Genomic DNA, 16,600 nt, shown 5'->3' on the forward strand with positions numbered 1-16,600 from the left:
TTTGAGCAGAGCGGCCCTGAGGGTCGCTCTGCTCCAATCACGCTCAAACCTGCTTCAACGCCCCTTCGAACGCTGGTGTCAGCCCTGACAACTCCAGCTTGCGCACAAAATCCCCCAGACGCTGTTGCTTGTAGGCGTCCACGTCCATGTCACGGTAGTCGTAGAATCCCTGTCCATCGCGCAAGCCATTGCGGCCGTTTTGCATATTGTCGGCGATGACCTGCGGCGATTCGAAACGTGGTGACAGCGCACCACTGAGGTAGCGCGAGGCGTAGTACAAAATGTCGCCGCCGCCCCAGTCGATAAACTCCAGCAGCCCCAGCACCGAGAAACGCAGCCCGAAGCCGACACGCACCGCGGTGTCGATGTCTTCTGCGCTGGCCACACCCTCCTCCACCATCCGTGCAGCCTCGTTCATCACCAGCGCCTGAATGCGCGGCACGATGTAACCAGCCACTGGATTGCACACCACCGGCACCTTGCCGATTCGCTTGAGCAATTGCAGCAGTCGCTCGACCACGTGCGGGCAGGTCGCGTCGCTGCGGCTGACTTCCACCAGCGGCATCAGGTACGCAGGGTTGAGCCAGTGCGCATTCACAAAGCGCTGCGGTTCACTGACCATTTCGCTCAGTTCGGTAACGAGAAACGTCGACGTGGTCGAGGCGATGATGGTCGACGCCGGAACATGCTCGCTGACCCAGGCGAAGGTCTCCTGCTTGACCCCGATGATTTCCGGCACTGCTTCGAACACCAGGTCGCACTGAGGCAGTGTCGCCGCGGCCTGGGATTTTGATTGCACCGTCAGCCGGGCTAGCGCGATGTCCGCCTGATCCCCCTCGAGCACACCCAGGCGTACCAGCATCTGCAGTTCGCTGCGGATGTTGTTCCGCACGCGCTCGAAGTAGCCGCGCCGCTCATCCTCGGCGCGATCCTTGATGTCGATCAGATTGACCGGCAGACCGGCATGGATGAACGCCAGCGCGATACCCTCGCCCATCCGGCCAGCACCGACCACGCTGACATGCGGCAGCACGGCGTTCATCAGTTGTAGCCCTTGGTCAGCAACTCGGTCATCTGTGCCCGGCTCAGCGTCGCAAGACCGAGGTTTTCCAGGGTGCGGCCTTCGGCATAGAGATCACGACAGGCGACGACCGAGGCGATGCTCAACAAGCCCTGCGCAACCGGCGTCGGTACACCGGCCCAACGACCGACGGACACCAGGAAGGACAACCCCAGGCGGGTGTCTTCAAGCATGTAGCGATGCTTCTGCAGGTCGATGTCTTCGCGCCAGTCGCCACTGTCGGTCAACTTGCCGTGAGCGCCGCGACCGTACATCCACTCGTCGCCTTCGGTGGTGTTGTAGTGGTCGGCCAGCGGAAAGTGTGGCGCGCCGTAGGTCAGTGATTCACGCACGGCCATGCGCTCGGCATCCAGCTGATTGGTCACGCGGCGGATCGACGGCTGGGTGCCCTCGTTGTGAATGTCCCAGGCCTCGAAATGCTCCAGGGGACCGGCGTTCATCATGATCAGCGGCGGGTGAATGATGGGACCCGCGTTCATCAGCGCACCGCTCAGGGCATCTTCGATTGGCTCAACGCTCGGGTAGGCTTCACGCAGCACCGCGAAAGCATGCTCGGACAGGTTGCTCGGGAATACGCCGGTCGGCAGGCGAGTGGCGTAACCGCTGATCACCAGATCGCTGGCACCGTGCTTGCGCACCAGGTACGGCAGCGTACCGGTCTCGGCAAAGGCCACCTTACTGTGGTTGCCCGCATCGGCCATGGCCTTGGCGAACACGTAGCTGCCGAAAGTGCCTGGCGGCAGGAACACCACCTGACCGTCGTGCAGGTGCGGCGCGACGTGTTTGGCCAGGTCCTCATGGGAAGTCGACGGCAACGGGATGATCACCAGTTGCGCATCCGCCAGGGCTTCGGCCAGGTCGTCGGTGAACGACAGTTTGTCGCCGGGCTGGCCGACGGACAATTTGCGAGTGCCCTTGTAGTCCTTGATGGTCAGGCTGCCGATGGCCAGCAGCGCCTTGAGCGCGGCGGAGTCTCGACGCCACAGGCGGGTCTGGTGCCCTTTTTCAGCCATTTCGACAGCAGCGGCGTAACAGCCGTGACCACCACCCAGCACGGTAATATTCATGCAGATACTCCTTTTTGTTAGAGACTCGATCCTATCGAGCCGCACCGTCGTGCACTTATCCGATTGCGCAGCCGAATGACGGATTGCGCAGAAGTCTCAATGCTTCTGCCGACGCAGGGTGTCCGACGGCAGGCAACCATAGCGTTGCCGATACGCGCTGGAAAAATGCCCGAAGCTGTTGATGCCGTGACGCAACAGGATATCGGTGACGGTTTCGCCGGCCCTGCCCTGCTTGAGCGATTCGTGGATCACCGCCAGCCGACGGTCGCGGATGTACTCGACCGGTGCCTGCTGAAGGAATTGGTTGAAACCGTTCTGCAAGGTGCGAACCGAGACGCCGCACAGTTCACTCAAGGTCGCCAGGCTGATCGGTTCGTCGAGGTGTTCCTCGATGTAGTCGCGGGCCTTTTTGACGTGGTGCGGCAGCGGCGCACGCGAATCGATCAACAGATCCGCCGAATAATTGTGCGGCAACTGAGTGAGCAGCAACTGCATCAGGTATTCGGACAGGCCGCTGGCCAGACGCGAACCGTCGACGCCGCTGCCGTAGAGCCGGCAGATGTAGTCGAGGGTGTGATAGAGGCTGACGACGCCGGCGCCGAGATGGTCGACGCTGACATCAAAGATCACCGACTGCCGCAGGCTGCGGCCGAGCAGGCGCTGCAGTTGCGTCTCCAGGGCATCCCGGTCGACGCGCAGGATCAGGTTGCGGCACTCGCCATCGGTGACGATGCGGCTTTGCGCAAACGGCGAGGAAACGCTCAGGTAGCCCGACTGCATCGCCGCGCTGCGCCGCCCGTGGGCCACCTCGCAATGCCCCTGCAAGGTGATGCGAAACAGGTACTGATCGGCGATGTCGCCGATGGTGATCTCCACTGGCGCGCCATAGCGCAAGTCGAGCAGCGCCGAGTCGCCGAAAAACACGCCATTGAGTTGCGTGTACATGGGCTCGTCCCGCAGCACATTGAAGCTGTGCGGGCACAGGTATTGGCTGACCTTGTCCTTGATCTCGCGGTAATCGGCCGAGCTGAGCAGGCTGTGCCGTTCCAACAGGTGTACGTCATTCAACATCAAGGATTCTCCTGATCTGGAGCGTGTCGGCCCCGCTCCCTTTCACAGGAGCGAGGCCGAGGTACCGATCACGGACTATGACCAATCAAGCCCCGGTCGGATACTCCCGGGCATAACTTTCGCGGAAACGACCGCAACCACGCCAGAGCAGCAGAGCAGTCAATGCCGATGCACCGGCGATCACCAGCGACATCGACGAGCCGACTGCCGCGGGCGATCCGAAGTAACGGTCGGTCAACAGCGCCACCAGCGTGGTCCCCAGCCCCAGGCCCAGCAGGTTACTGATCAGCAGGAACATGGCGGAAACCTGCGCACGCACCTGGTTCGGCGCGAGGATCTGCATCGCCGCCGTGGACGCCGGCATCGGGAACGAAGCGAAGAACATCGCCGGCACCAACAGCGTCACCGACAACCACAGTTGATCGACTTGGGGGAACAATACAGCCGGCACCACCATGCCGAGGGCACCGATCACGCCGGTACGCATGGCTGCGTCCTGGTGGCCTTTCTTGGCCAGATAATCGGTGAGCCATCCACCGAACAGCACACCGGTGGTGTTGGCCAGCAACAGCACGGTGCCGAGCATGTACCCAGCTTCCATCGGCGACAGGCCGAACTTGCGGATATACAGCGCCGGGCTCCAGCTCATCATGCAGAACAGGACCATGGCGTAGAACGAAAAGCCCAGGTAATGGCAGGTGAAGGTGGCACGGTGGCGACCGAGAAAACGGAAACCATCGCTCAGCGCGACCTTCTTCGCCCGCCCCTGCGCATCAACCTGCAGACCCTTGCGCGCCGGATCACGTACGGTGAGCCAGATCAACAGGCCGACCAAAATACCGGGCAGGCCGACAATGAAGAATGCCAGTTGCCAGGCCTTCATCGCACCGAGGAAGGCGACCTCGATGGTGCTCATGTCCTTGAGCATCGAGATCACATAGCCACCGACCAGGAACGCCAGACCACCGCCGACGAATGAACCGATCGAGTAAATGCCTACGGCGCGACCGAGTTTCTCCTTGGGGAACATGTCGCTGAACATCGAGTAGGCCGAAGGCGACAGAGCCGCTTCACCAACACCGACGCCAATGCGGGCGAGGAACATGTGCAGGAAGTTCTTGCTCAGACCGCAGGCGGCCGTCGCCAGACTCCAGAACACCACGCCGGCGGCGATGATCTTCGGCCGGGAGAAGCGGTCGGCCAGATAGGCGATGGGCATGCCCATGACGGCGTAGAACAGCGAAAAGGCCAGCCCGTGCAGCAAGCTGAACTGGGTGTCGCTGATCTGCAGGTCGGCTTTGATCGGTTCGATCATCAGCGCCAGGATCTGCCGATCCACAAATGAAAAGATGTACGCGATCATGCACAGGCCGACCACGTACCACTCGTAAATGTAGGTTTTCTTCTTCTGCAGGACCGCGCTATCGACCTGAATATTCATCAGTATTTGCTCCTTTTGGAATCCGCTCATGCGCGTAGCGCGCCGGGTGACGGTGCACGGGACACCGACTGGGAATTTGCACGGCAGATGTAAAGGACGATGGGTTCGAACATGATCAGGCCTCTTATTGTTATGGGGTCAAACCCCGGACGGACCGGGCTTACCAGAACTTCCAGGTGTAGGTCGTGGCGACACGGAATTCGTTGTAGTCGTAGCCGTACTTCTGTTTCACGTCGATGTTGCGCAGATCCAGCCCAAGGCCTTGCAGCGCACCGCTCTGCACCACGTAGCTGAGCCCCAGGAAACGTTCGCTTTCCTCGTTGTCGCTGAGGTTGCCGCCACGGTCCCAGTTGGTGCCCTTGATGTAGCGGGTGTAGAACTTCAGCCCCGGCATGCCCATCCCGGCAAAGTCATAGCTGTAGCGCGCGCCCCAGGACTTTTCTTCCGGGCGGACAAAGCCCAGGGATGACCAGTGCACCAGGTAAGGTTGCGGGATATAGCCGTTCATGGTCGGGAACACGCTGTCACCGAGCATGCGCTGGTAACTGAGGCCAAACATGTGGGCGCTTTTGAGCAAGGTGAACAAGGCACCGTAGGAACGGTTGTCGATCTCACCGTTTAAAGCGTCGCCATCTTCATTGTTATTGAAGTAGCGCAAGTCGGTTTTCAGTTTGTAGCCATTGCCCAAGTCAGCCATGTGCATCAGGCCGAAATAGTGCTGCTGATAAATATCGTGCAGCACGCCATAAAAGTAACTGGCTTGCAGGTTTTTGGAGATGTCGTAAGTGGCACCGCCAAAGTCCAGGCCATCGCTGTCGCGATCATCGGTGGAACCAAACTTGTAGAACTTCTCGTGGTTGGAAGATTCGCGGGTCACGGCAGACCAGAAACGGCCGCCGGTCATCGTCAACCCATCGACTTCCTTGGACTCAACCACGGCCCCTTGATAGATGGTATCCAACTGCCGACTGGGGTCATCGGACGCCACCGGCAATTGTGGGCGAAGGTCGCCGACCTTCAGCTCGGTCTTGCTGTAGCGCGTCTTGAAGGTAGCGCCGGCCCGGCTGTACTCATCGGCTGCTTGCTGGTCGTGGACGCTGTACGGCAGCGAACCGTCGTTGCCCGACGAATCCAGGCGCACGGCGGACTGCGCATCCACATCGAGGCCGAAGGCCAGGGCCGTGTCGGTGTAACCGGAGGTGAACTGCGCATCAAAACCCTGAGACCAACTATGCACTTCAGGCACCGGCGCATTGTTATTGGTGTAGTTGCGATGCAAATAGAAGTTACGCGTATCCACTTTGAAGTGGCTGTCATCAATAACATCGGCATGCGCTGCCAAGGGAGAACAGATGACCCCCAACATGCTGGCAATACCGAGCCCACGGCAAGATTGCTTTACCTGATACATCTAACATCTCCACATCTGTATGTGCTTGGGCACTGTTTTTATAGGAGCAGAATTAAATTGATGACAAAACACGCCTGCAGCCGAACACCGAGCCCTCTTCTACCGAAAGGCGGATGACATGAGGGATATAAAAAGCGATGTGTTCGAACATGGTCAGGCCTATTGTTGTTAGTGGGGTAAAACGCTTGGCGGGCTCATTGGAACAGTCCGCTACGGCGACACGCCTCTTGTCTACCCAAGGTAAGTCAGAAGACGTCGCGCCGGTATCAAGATGAACAGCATCTGTTGGGGGGGAAATCTCCCATCCCGCTAAAGGTTTCCCGTACAAAGGGCGTTGGCTAACCTGAATTGCATAAGCCTTGCTGGAGCAAGGTCTTGTTATTGGATGGACCCTAAGCTAGCGATTGCACGGCCCGGCAACCTCCCCGATTGCGCAGGCGACTCTCCAATTGCGCAACCTGATGCAGGCAGTCCACAGAAAAAAACACATGAATACAGACACCGGTTAGTGCATCTGCATGGCTGGAATGGGTGTATTTGAACCTTGTTTTTTTACCGGCGCGTTTATATGAAAAACAGCCCAGTAAATAGTCGGATTTTTTTTGCAGTAACAACGCACCCTTACTTACAAGTACAGGAGCGCTGCCATGAGTCACATCGACCTCTACCCTATCGAATACAAACTTCGTGACCAGCGCAGAACATTCGTCATCCGGGCCGGTTGCGATGCCGGGATAGCGCCGATCCCCAAGCCCGGGCGTCCGCCATTGAAAATCTACTCCAGGCCTCTGGCGCAGAGATACGGCGTCACGGATGTCCGGTGGCGTGAGGCGGCCACATTGAATTGGGCAGATAACTCGCAATGACGATCGCTGGCACCTACGCTTCCACCCGGTTGCGCCCTCCTTCCTTGGCGCGGTAGAGACACTCATCGGCCCGCTTCAGCAGGCTTTCCGGCGTCACGGCCTCGTCGCCCCGGCAAGCGACGCCGATGGAGATGGTCAACCTTCCAACGCCCGGGATCTCGGTATCAGCGACATGTTCTCGAATCCGCTCCCCGATGGCCCTGGCGGTTTCCAGCGGGGTATCGGGCAGGACCAGGGTAAATTCCTCTCCCCCGGCGCGGCAGACCACGTCCGCCGTGCGGGAGTTGTGCTTGAGGATGTCGGCGACCGTCTTCAGCGCAACGTCACCCGCGTCATGCCCGAAGGTGTCATTGACCCGTTTGAAGTGATCGATATCCAGCGCCAGCACCGAGTAGCGCTGTCCGGTCTTCGTCAGCAGATCGAGCACGCTGGCCATGACACGACGATTGGCCAGGCCCGTCAGCGGATCGCTTTGCGCTTCGTGGCTGAGTTGACCGAGCTTCTGCTGAAGCAATTGCACGCCCGTCAACATTGCCTGGCGAATGGCCGAGGCGTCGCGGTACCAGGCATTGATGCGTTGCAGTTGCCCGGCGGTTTCTGCGGCGGCCAGTTGATTGGCGGCGGCGGACAGCTGGCGCAAAGGCCGGGCAATCAGCGTCGTGCCTAGCAGAATCAGGCCCACGCCGACAATGCCGGCAGGCACCATCCCCAGGATCATGTTGCGCATGAGGGGGTCCAGGGGGGCGAGGCTACGCTCCGTGGGTTGCTGCACCACGACCGCCCAATTTGCATCCGCCACCGGCGCAAAACCGGACAGCATCGGTATGCCTTGATAGTTCGGGGCGGCCATGGTCCCCACTTCGCCGCTCAAGGCGGCGTCCACCGTCGGGCTCGAGCCCAGGACTTCGCCGATTCTTTTCTGGTCAGGGTGATACAGCAGCCGCCGATTACCGTCCGCCACAAAGGCAAAGGTCCCCCCGTGATGAAAATGTCTGCTGATGACCGTGTGAAACACGCTTTGCTTGAGCAGGTAGACGGAGCCACCCACCACGCCAAGGAACTCCCCGGACCGGTTGAGTACCGGTTGCGAAATGAACACCACCAGATTCCCGGCCAGGGATACGTAAGCCGTGCTGACCACCGGACGGCGCTCCTTGAGTGCCTGGACGATACCTTCCGAAGACACCGTACTGCCGGTGATTTGCAACGTATCCGGATACGCCTGAAGCACCTTGCCGGCGGCATCCACAATGGCGATGGAATTGAAGTCAGTGTCCTGCGCCTGCAAGCGAAGCGCCTCCTCGTGCAGCTTCGAAGGATCGTGCCAGTGCTCGGCGAGCGTTTTGGCGCTGTAGTTCAAGCGGCTGTGCGCCGCCCCGAGGAACTCTCCGATACTGGAGGCCACTTTCGCCGCGTAGGCCCCGTTGGCCTCCAGCGTCGAATTGATCAAGGCCTCGCGCTGCACCCGATACGCGACAAAGAGGCTGTTACACAGCGTCGCCAGTACCGACACCAGTACGAATAACAGGATCAGCCCGCGCAGGTCGACGGGAAAGGGTTTACGCAACTTCATTCCGCCACCCTGCACCAAGGAAATGTGATCAAGACAAACACCGATATTTGCAAAGTTTCGGTCCTGAAAGTGTATACGGAGGGAAACATCGAGGCGCCCTGTGACGCAGGTTGCAGGATAGGCAGAGACTGACCTGTTGTCACATCACGCGTTTGCAACACATCGAGTAACAAACGCCGCCCTCACGCCAGGGAAAATTAAGTTTCGGCTAAGGTTGGCTGATTAATCTGCGCTTTTCAGATAGCCGAGCATCTCGCAGATGGGCACCGTCGACACTCTTTCCAAGCCAACTTTCAGTATCGTCCTGGTCAACTATAAAACCCTTGATCTGACCCGGATCTGCCTCGACCTGCTGCATGCCCATGCCCGAAAACAAAACATCCCGGTGTGGGTCGTCGATAACGACTCCGCAGACGACAGCGTCGCCTACCTGCGCTCACTGAACTGGATCAACCTGATCGAACGCCAGTCACCCGGCAAAGAGCCGGGCCACATTGCCCATGGCAAGGCACTGGACATGGCGTTGGACAGCATCGATACCGACTATGTGTTCCTGATGCACACCGACACATTCGTCTTCGATGCCGACGTGTTTGCAATGATGATGGACCATTGCAACAAAAACCCCAACGTGGCCGCTGTCGGTTGCACGGAGCAATTGGATCGGGGCCTGCCACGGACCGTGTGGCGTTTCACTTCGCGCTTTGTGAAGCATCACGCAAGACGCCTGAAGCAATCCCTGGGCCTGCGTTCAAGAGCGCCAAAACCCTACAGGGAAACCTACCTGAAGAGCTTTTGTACCTTGTGGAATTGCCGACTCATGAAGCAACGGGGTTTGCATTTCCAGATCGACGATCGTGTGCCGGGTTATGAACTCCAGGATCGAGTGATCGGGCTTGGGCATGACGTGGTGTTTCTTTCGCCCGGCAAAATCTTCAAGTACCTGGACCACGTCCAGGCCGGCACTGTCGCGGCGGCGGGCGGATATGCCCAGGATCATCGACGGACCAAAATGTACCAGGACATTCTCAAGCGCTTCCGTGCCACCAACACCTCGATGTCTTGAGCAAACCTGCGCAGCCAAAAGCCCACTGACCGTTGCCGGTTCAGTGGGCTTTTTCACGTCAGGCCAACGTTCACTGACTCAGGATGAACGTCGCCAGGCTTTTCAGGTCGTCCGGGCTCAGTTGCGCGAAAGGAGGCATGGGCACATCTCCCCATTTACCGCTGCCGCCGTGCTGGATACTGGACATTACCCGGTCCAGCGCCTGCGGGTCTTTGGCATACTTCGCCGCCACATCGTGATAGGCCGGGCCGACCACCTTGTGATCAATCGCATGGCAGGACAGGCACGCGTTGTTCTGGAGCAAGGTCTTGGCGTCGACTTTTGCCACCGTCACCGCCACGGGTTGGGCCGCCGGGGGATTCGAGGCAGCCTGGACATCGGCATCGTTCGCCTTGGCACTGCCGTAGGTCACCGCCAGGTAGGCGCCGATCACACTCACGTCCTGATCGCTGATCGGCGCGCCGTAGACGTGCTGCATCTTGCCCGCTTCAGCGGTCCACTGCGCCAGGCTCAGGCCGGGCGGCTGGAAGTTGATGTAATCGGCCGAGTGGCAGACGGAACACTTCTGCTGCGCCAATGCGTACCCAGGCAGGGTGCTGGGCTTGAACACAGCCGTTTCGGGCGGCAGCGTGATGGACAGCGGCGCGGCGCTAGCCAGGGTCGCCAGACAAAACGGAGCCGCGCACAGCAAGGTGGTGATGAATTTCATGGGTTTCATGCGGCTCTCCTCAGGCGACAGTCACGTGGCTGGTTTCCACGACGTGGCGACGGTAACCGCTAGGGTTCCAGTCAGCTTTCATCGGTTGGGTTTCGCCCGCGCTGTTGCTCGCGCGCACCATCAACTGCGTCGCGCCCTTGCTGGTGAAGGTGATCGGCAGTGTCCACTCACGGAAGGAGAAACGCCCCAGATCCTCGCCCAGCCTGGCTTCGCCCCAGGTTTTTCCGCCGTCGATCGAGACCTCGACCTTGTTGACCCCCACGCCACCGTCGAACGCAATGCCCTTGAGCACCACGCTTTTCTTCAGCGGCAATACATCGCCGTGTTTAACGCTGGTGATGAAACTGCGTATCGCCAACTTGGCAATCGGCAGGGTTTTCGCCGCCGTGGTGCCAGGGGCAATGCAGAAACAATCGTTATCCGGAAGGCGGTAACCCTTGGCCATGAAGAAACCGTCGAAGGTGTGGTCGACGACTTCGATTTCGCTCAGGTGTTTGATCCAGTACGTGCCGAAATAGCCAGGCACCACCAGACGAATCGGGTAACCGTTGAGGAATGGCAGGTCGGTGCCGTTCATTGACCAGGCGATCATCGGCTCGCCGTCCATGGCATGGCCGATGTCCAGCGCCTTGATGAACTCGGGCGTGCTCGCCAGCACCGGCTTATCCAGCCCACGGAAGGTCACTTGTGCGGCCTCGGCTTTGACCCCGGCCTTTTCCAGTACGGCCTTGAGCGGGACCCCTACCCAGCGCGCATTCCCCATGGAACCATTGCCCAACTGAGCGCCGAACACACGCGGCATCGAGAAGCCACGGCTGTTACCCGAACATTGATTGACGGCGACCACTTCCACCGGTTCGGCGATCGCCTTGAGCTCGGCGAGGGACAATGACAGCGGCGTATCGACCGTGCCCTTGACCGTCAAACGGTAAGTGTCCGGATCAATGCTGGTCGGGAAATTGGCCAGGTGATAACGCACGAAAAACGCGTCATTGGGCGTGATCGGCCCTTCGTTGAAGACCGGGAACGGCGTCTCCAGGTGCGGCGGACGGGTCGTCACCAGGGTCAACGGGCGCTTTTGCGGGTATTGCACCAACGGTCGTGGGCCCGCCGCAAAGGTCACTTCTTCGGCAGACTCGCTGGCTGCCGCGCTTTCATCGGCTGCCTTGGCAAGACTCGCCAACGGCGAAGCCGCCAACGCCAGGGCAAAACCATCACGTAGCACCCGCCGACGGCTCGGCTGGCTGTTGTCTATAAAACTGAACTTCATTCTGCGCTCTCTATGATTGTTTTATTGAGATGCAACTGACGGCTCCCCACCTGCACGCAAGGCTCGCTCCTACACAATGGTGCCCGCCCGGCGGAGGGGTATCAGGCTTACGGCTCGACGCCGGAAAACAAGTCAGTATCGCCACGCGCAAACTGTCCGCTTTTCATTGAGCGTCAGTGACTTGGCATTTGATGACAGGGAATGCCTGTCCAGGGTGGATGCCCATTCCATCGCCCACAAAAAAACCCACTGACCGTTACCGGTTCAGTGGGTTCTTTTTGACTGGGTTTCTAGTTACAGAGCCATATCATTCGCGGCGTTGGCTTTCGGCGCTTTTGGCGCTTTAGCATCAAGATCGACAGTCACCGGGGTCGCCGCCGGAGCCATCATCGCCGGAGGCGTCGTCAGTTCCAGCACTTTGGCGGTGTAGGCCCATTCCTGCGCAACCTTTTCCGGGCTGGCGTTCAGCTGGGTGCCGTAGCTCGGCACGATCTGGTGCAGTTTTGCCTGCCACTCAGGGCTCGCGACCTTGTCTTTGAAGACTTTCTGCAGCACGGTCAGCATGATCGGTGCGGCAGTCGAAGCGCCCGGGGAGGCGCCCAGCAGGCCGGCGATGCTGCCGTCTTGCGCAGCGACGATCTCGGTGCCCAGTTTCAGCACGCCACCGGCGGCTTCATCACGCTTGATGATCTGCACGCGCTGGCCGGCTTGCCACAGACGCCAGTCTTCAGCCTTGGCATTCGGGAAGTATTCTTTCAGGGCGTTGAGGCGGTCTTCATCCGACAGCATCAGCTGGCCTGCCAGGTACTCCACCAGCGGGTATTCCTTGATGCCGACCTTGGTCATTGGCCACACGTTGTGTGTGGTCGTGGTGGTCAGCAGGTCCAGGTACGAACCTTCTTTCAGGAACTTGGTGCTGAAGGTCGCGAATGGGCCAAACAGAATCACGCGCTTGCCATCCAGCACGCGGGTGTCCAGGTGCGGAACCGACATCGGCGGTGCGCCAACGGAAGCTTTGCCGTAGGCCTTGGCCAGGTGTTGCTCGGCAATGGTCGGGTTTTCGGTCACGAGGAACGAGCCGCCAACCGGGAAGCCTGCGTATTCCTTGGCTTCAGGAATGCCGGACTTCTGCAGCAGGTGCAAGGCACCGCCGCCAGCGCCGATGAACACGAACTTGGCGTCGGTTTCGGTTTTGCTGCCGTCTTTGAGGTTTTTGTAGCTGACGCGCCAGCTGCCGTCTTCGTTACGGGTGATGTCCTGCACTTCGCTGGACAGCTTCAAGTCGAATTTCGGTGTGGTTTGCAGGTGTGCAACGAACTGGCGCGTAATTTCGCCGAAGTTCACGTCGGTACCCAGCGGGCTCCAGGTGGCCGCGATTTTCTGGTTCGGGTCACGCCCTTCCATCATCAGCGGTACCCATTGCTTGATCACAGCCGGGTCTTCGGAGTACTGCATGCCGGCGAACAGCGGGCTCGCTTGCAGCGCGTCGTAGCGTTTTTTCAGGAACTTGATGTTGTCATCGCCCCACACGAAGCTCATGTGCGGTGTGGAGTTGATGAACGTACGCGGGTTCTTCAGCACGCCTTGCTGAACCTGCCAGGCCCAGAACTGACGGGAGATCTGGAACGCTTCGTTGATTTCAACGGCCTTCGGGATCGAGACCTTGCCGTTCTCGTCTTCCGGCGTGTAGTTCAGCTCAGCCAGGGCGGAGTGACCGGTACCGGCGTTGTTCCAGCCATTGGAGCTTTCCTGAGCGACGCCGTCGAGGCGCTCGATCATTTCCATCGACGTACCGGGTTCCAGCTCATTGAGCCACACACCCAGGGTCGCACTCATGATGCCGCCGCCAATCAGCAGCACGTCGACTTTCTTGGCCTCTTGCGCGTGCGCGCAAGCCACCCCCAGCGACAACGCCAGCCCCAGCAGGGTTGTGTTTACTTTCTTAAACATCTGTAGCACCTATGATAAAACGCCATCCGCCCTTCCATCCTCGCGCACACAGACCCATGTTTCACGGCAGATCATGGGTTAGGCACAGCGGGATTACAGGGTGGGCACACAAGGCCGACGAACCGCATCGAGCCCAATTTATATGTCCCTTCTGAACTGACTTTTTATCTTTATTGGCTTCAGCTGCTTGAGCGACAGTGATTCGGTCAGCACGTCTCAAGGACATGCAAACTGAATAGGTCAAACCAAGTTGGCGCGAAGAATATCACGTCAGGGCTTACCCGCGCGTCTGTTCCCGACTTGTAGGAGCCGGCTTGCCGGCGATGGCGGTCTTGGGCCTTGCATCGATCGTTCGGGCGCCATCGCTGGCAAGCCAGCTTCTACAGGGTGAACGCCTGCGGGTAGCCGCGTAGGGGCGACTATACTCATCGGGTTTCCCTGGTGAAGCTTTGAGGAGTTGTCATGAGCGACAAAGACGATCTGCGCAAGTATTCCTCTCAAGTGATCGACGGCATCGAAGCCGCCCCCGCACGCGCCATGCTCCGCGCCGTGGGCTTCACCGATGAAGACTTCAAGAAGCCGCAGATCGGCATTGCCTCGACCTGGGCGATGGTCACGCCCTGCAACATGCACATCGACAAACTGGCGATCGAGGCGGAAAAAGGCGCGAACGCGGCCGGTGCCAAAGGGGTGATTTTCAACACCATCACCATTTCCGACGGTATCGCCAACGGCACCGAAGGCATGAAGTATTCGCTGGTGTCCCGCGAGGTGATTGCCGACTCCATCGAAGTGGTGGTCGGCTGCGAAGGCTTCGATGGGCTGGTCACCGTCGGCGGTTGCGACAAGAACATGCCGGGGTGTTTGATCGGCATGGCGCGGCTGAACCGTCCTTCGATCTTTGTGTACGGCGGCACCATTCGACCGGGTGCGGGCCACACCGACATCATTTCCGTGTTCGAAGCCGTGGGCCAACATGCGCGCGGCGACATCAGCGAGATCCAGGTCAAGCAGATCGAGGAAGTGGCGATCCCCGGCCCCGGTTCCTGTGGCGGCATGTACACCGCCAACACCATGGCGTCGGCCATCGAAGCGCTGGGCATGAGTCTGCCCGGCTCCAGCTCCCAGGACGCCATCGGCAGCGACAAGGCTTCGGACAGTTTCCGCGCCGGCCAACAGGTCATGGAGCTGCTCAAGCTGGACCTCAAGCCACGCGACATCATGACCCGCAAAGCCTTCGAAAACGCCATCCGCGTGGTCATCGCCCTCGCCGGCTCGACCAACGCCGTGCTGCACCTGCTGGCCATGGCCAATGCGGTGGACGTCGAGTTGACGCTGGATGATTTCGTCGAGTTGGGCAAGGTTTCCCCGGTGGTCGCCGACCTGCGTCCCAGCGGGAAATACATGATGAGCGAACTGGTCGCCATCGGCGGCATTCAACCGTTGATGAAGCGCATGCTGGCCGCCGGCATGTTGCATGGCGATGTGTTGACCGTCACCGGCAAGACCCTCGCGGAAAACCTGGAAAACGTGGTCGACTACCCCGAAGGCCAGGACGTGATCCTGCCCTTCGACCGGCCGATCAAAAAGGATTCGCACCTGGTGGTGCTGCACGGCAACCTCTCGCCCACCGGTGCCGTGGCCAAGATCACCGGCAAGGAAGGCCTGCGCTTCGAAGGCACGGCTCGGGTGTACCACGGTGAAGAAGGCGCGCTGGCGGGCATTCTCAACGGTGAAGTGCAACCCGGCGAAGTCATCGTGATTCGCTACGAAGGGCCCAAGGGCGGGCCCGGCATGCGCGAGATGCTGTCGCCGACCTCGGCGGTCATGGGCAAGGGCTTGGGCAAGGAAGTGGCGTTGATTACCGACGGGCGCTTTTCCGGCGGTTCACACGGGTTTGTGGTCGGGCACATCACCCCGGAGGCCTTTGAGGGCGGGCCGATTGCGCTGGTGGAGAATGGCGACAGGATCACCATCGATGCCGAAACCCGGCAGATCACGGTCGATGTGTCCGACGCTGAACTGGCCGAGCGCAAATCGCGCTGGGTTCGGCCGGAGTCGAAGTACAAACGCGGGGTGTTGGCCAAGTATGCGAAGACTGTTTCCAGTGCTTCAGAGGGGGCGGTGACGGACAAGTATCTTTAGGGTGCTTGATCCAGCGTTGCTTGAGCTATTGCCATCGCGAGAGCGATCAGCGTTGCCAGTTGGCTTTTTTCCTTCACTCCATGCTAGGTTGTACGATGACTGATGAATTCGCGCTCAGTCATTGCTAACCCCCTACAAAAACAAGGAATCGAAGATGAAAAAAACAACACTGCTGATCGGTTTTCTGTGCCTGTTCAGTGGCTACGTCGCCGCCTCCACACCGGCCGCAGACCAGGACGTGGCACAAGCGGTCGACCATCTGACCCAGGCCATGCTGCACAAGGACATTGCCGAACTGAACGCCCTGACCGCGCAGAACCTGACTTATGGGCACTCCAGCGGCAAGGTCCAGGACAAGAAGGCATTCATCGCCGACATCGAATCCGGCAAAAGCGCCTTCAAGACGCTGGAGATGCAGAACCAGACCATCACGCTCTCGGGTGACGTCGCGCTGGTTCGCCACCACTTCTCCGCGCAAGCCATCAAAGGTACCGACGTGGTACCGACCGAAATCGAAAATTTCCAGATCTGGCAGAAGCAGGACGGCAAATGGCTGTTAGTGGGACGTCAGGCGTTCAAGTTCTGATGCCTGAGTAGATTCACCCCTGCCTAAAAGGCGACGCCAACCTGTGGCGAGGGAGCTTGCTCCCGTTGGATTGCGCAGCGATCCCTGTTTTGGGGCCGCTTCGCTGCCCAACGGGAGCAAGCTCCCTCGCCACAAATGCAGTGTCACATCGGATTATCAGGTGTTGGTCTTGAGCTTGGTCCACAACCGCGCCGGATTGCCTGACCCTGTTCGAAGAAGCGCTGGTGCCGGTGTGCGCCCCGGGGCTGGGCACTCCGACGCCGCCGCGCGGGGCGAGGGGGTGGCGATGACCGACATGACCCTGGCCGGCGAATCGATGACCCTGTGGTGATGATGGCATTCGACCGCATGCCCC

General features: G+C 59.7%; 13 protein-coding genes and 1 pseudogene. 5 read left to right on the plus strand and 9 right to left on the minus strand.

The window, feature by feature from the left end; all coding sequences use genetic code 11:
• Positions 1 to 43 precede the first annotated feature (43 nt).
• The 5 genes from QYH43_RS05415 to QYH43_RS05435 form a co-directional block, all read right to left on the minus strand.
• Positions 44 to 1,042, minus strand: coding sequence for a 3-hydroxybutyryl-CoA dehydrogenase (locus tag QYH43_RS05415; RefSeq protein ID WP_301156583.1), 999 nt, complete (start codon positions 1,040 to 1,042; stop codon positions 44 to 46).
• A complete protein-coding gene (locus tag QYH43_RS05420; RefSeq protein ID WP_301156584.1) occupies positions 1,042 to 2,148 on the minus strand; it encodes an NAD/NADP-dependent octopine/nopaline dehydrogenase family protein in 1,107 nt (368 codons plus the stop codon). The genes QYH43_RS05415 and QYH43_RS05420 overlap by 1 nt, the downstream gene beginning before the upstream one ends.
• Positions 2,149 to 2,244: 96 nt before the next feature.
• Positions 2,245 to 3,219, minus strand: coding sequence for an AraC family transcriptional regulator (locus tag QYH43_RS05425; protein WP_301156585.1), 975 nt, complete (start codon positions 3,217 to 3,219; stop codon positions 2,245 to 2,247).
• Between the two features lie 85 nt (positions 3,220 to 3,304).
• On the minus strand, positions 3,305 to 4,660 hold the full coding sequence (locus QYH43_RS05430; RefSeq protein ID WP_095057735.1) for an MFS transporter: 1,356 nt from the start codon (positions 4,658 to 4,660) through the stop codon (positions 3,305 to 3,307).
• Positions 4,661 to 4,820: 160 nt separating this feature from the next.
• Positions 4,821 to 6,071, minus strand: coding sequence for an OprD family outer membrane porin (locus tag QYH43_RS05435; protein ID WP_095151328.1), 1,251 nt, complete (start codon positions 6,069 to 6,071; stop codon positions 4,821 to 4,823).
• A 647-nt stretch (positions 6,072 to 6,718) separates the two neighbouring features.
• Here QYH43_RS05435 and QYH43_RS05440 point away from each other — a divergent pair.
• On the plus strand, positions 6,719 to 6,937 hold the full coding sequence (locus QYH43_RS05440; protein ID WP_095057733.1) for a DUF6555 family protein: 219 nt from the start codon (positions 6,719 to 6,721) through the stop codon (positions 6,935 to 6,937).
• A gap of 13 nt (positions 6,938 to 6,950) precedes the next feature.
• On the opposite strand, the gene QYH43_RS05445 is transcribed toward QYH43_RS05440, so the two are convergent.
• Entirely contained in the window at positions 6,951 to 8,510 is a 1,560-nt protein-coding gene (locus QYH43_RS05445) for a sensor domain-containing diguanylate cyclase (RefSeq protein ID WP_095057732.1), read from the minus strand.
• 259 nt (positions 8,511 to 8,769) lie between these two features.
• On the opposite strand from QYH43_RS05445, the gene QYH43_RS05450 reads away from it, so the two are divergent.
• Positions 8,770 to 9,576 carry a glycosyltransferase family 2 protein gene (locus QYH43_RS05450; protein WP_301156586.1) on the plus strand — a complete coding sequence of 269 codons (807 nt, stop codon included), beginning with the start codon at positions 8,770 to 8,772 and terminating at the stop codon, positions 9,574 to 9,576.
• Between the two features lie 70 nt (positions 9,577 to 9,646).
• Here the strand turns inward: QYH43_RS05450 and QYH43_RS05455 are convergent, their stop codons facing one another.
• From QYH43_RS05455 to mqo, 3 genes are all read right to left on the minus strand, one after another.
• Positions 9,647 to 10,294, minus strand: a complete 648-nt coding sequence (locus QYH43_RS05455; protein WP_301156587.1) for a c-type cytochrome — start codon at positions 10,292 to 10,294, stop codon at positions 9,647 to 9,649.
• Between the two features lie 10 nt (positions 10,295 to 10,304).
• Positions 10,305 to 11,564 carry a molybdopterin-dependent oxidoreductase gene (locus QYH43_RS05460; protein ID WP_301156588.1) on the minus strand — a complete coding sequence of 420 codons (1,260 nt, stop codon included), beginning with the start codon at positions 11,562 to 11,564 and terminating at the stop codon, positions 10,305 to 10,307.
• Between the two features lie 294 nt (positions 11,565 to 11,858).
• Positions 11,859 to 13,514 carry a malate dehydrogenase (quinone) gene (gene mqo, locus QYH43_RS05465; protein ID WP_301156589.1) on the minus strand — a complete coding sequence of 552 codons (1,656 nt, stop codon included), beginning with the start codon at positions 13,512 to 13,514 and terminating at the stop codon, positions 11,859 to 11,861.
• Between the two features lie 462 nt (positions 13,515 to 13,976).
• On the opposite strand from mqo, the gene ilvD reads away from it, so the two are divergent.
• From ilvD to QYH43_RS05480, 3 genes and pseudogenes are all read left to right on the plus strand, one after another.
• Entirely contained in the window at positions 13,977 to 15,659 is a 1,683-nt protein-coding gene (ilvD, locus tag QYH43_RS05470) for a dihydroxy-acid dehydratase (RefSeq protein ID WP_301156590.1), read from the plus strand.
• Positions 15,660 to 15,813: 154 nt separating this feature from the next.
• Positions 15,814 to 16,245, plus strand: a complete 432-nt coding sequence (locus QYH43_RS05475) for a nuclear transport factor 2 family protein (RefSeq protein ID WP_095057726.1) — start codon at positions 15,814 to 15,816, stop codon at positions 16,243 to 16,245.
• A gap of 185 nt (positions 16,246 to 16,430) precedes the next feature.
• Positions 16,431 to 16,564: pseudogene (locus tag QYH43_RS05480) on the plus strand (LysR family transcriptional regulator); the annotation flags it as partial.
• Between the last annotated feature and the right edge of the window lie 36 nt (positions 16,565 to 16,600).

Source organism: Pseudomonas sp. C32, assembly GCF_030417915.1.
Taxonomy (GTDB): Bacteria; Pseudomonadota; Gammaproteobacteria; order Pseudomonadales; family Pseudomonadaceae; genus Aquipseudomonas.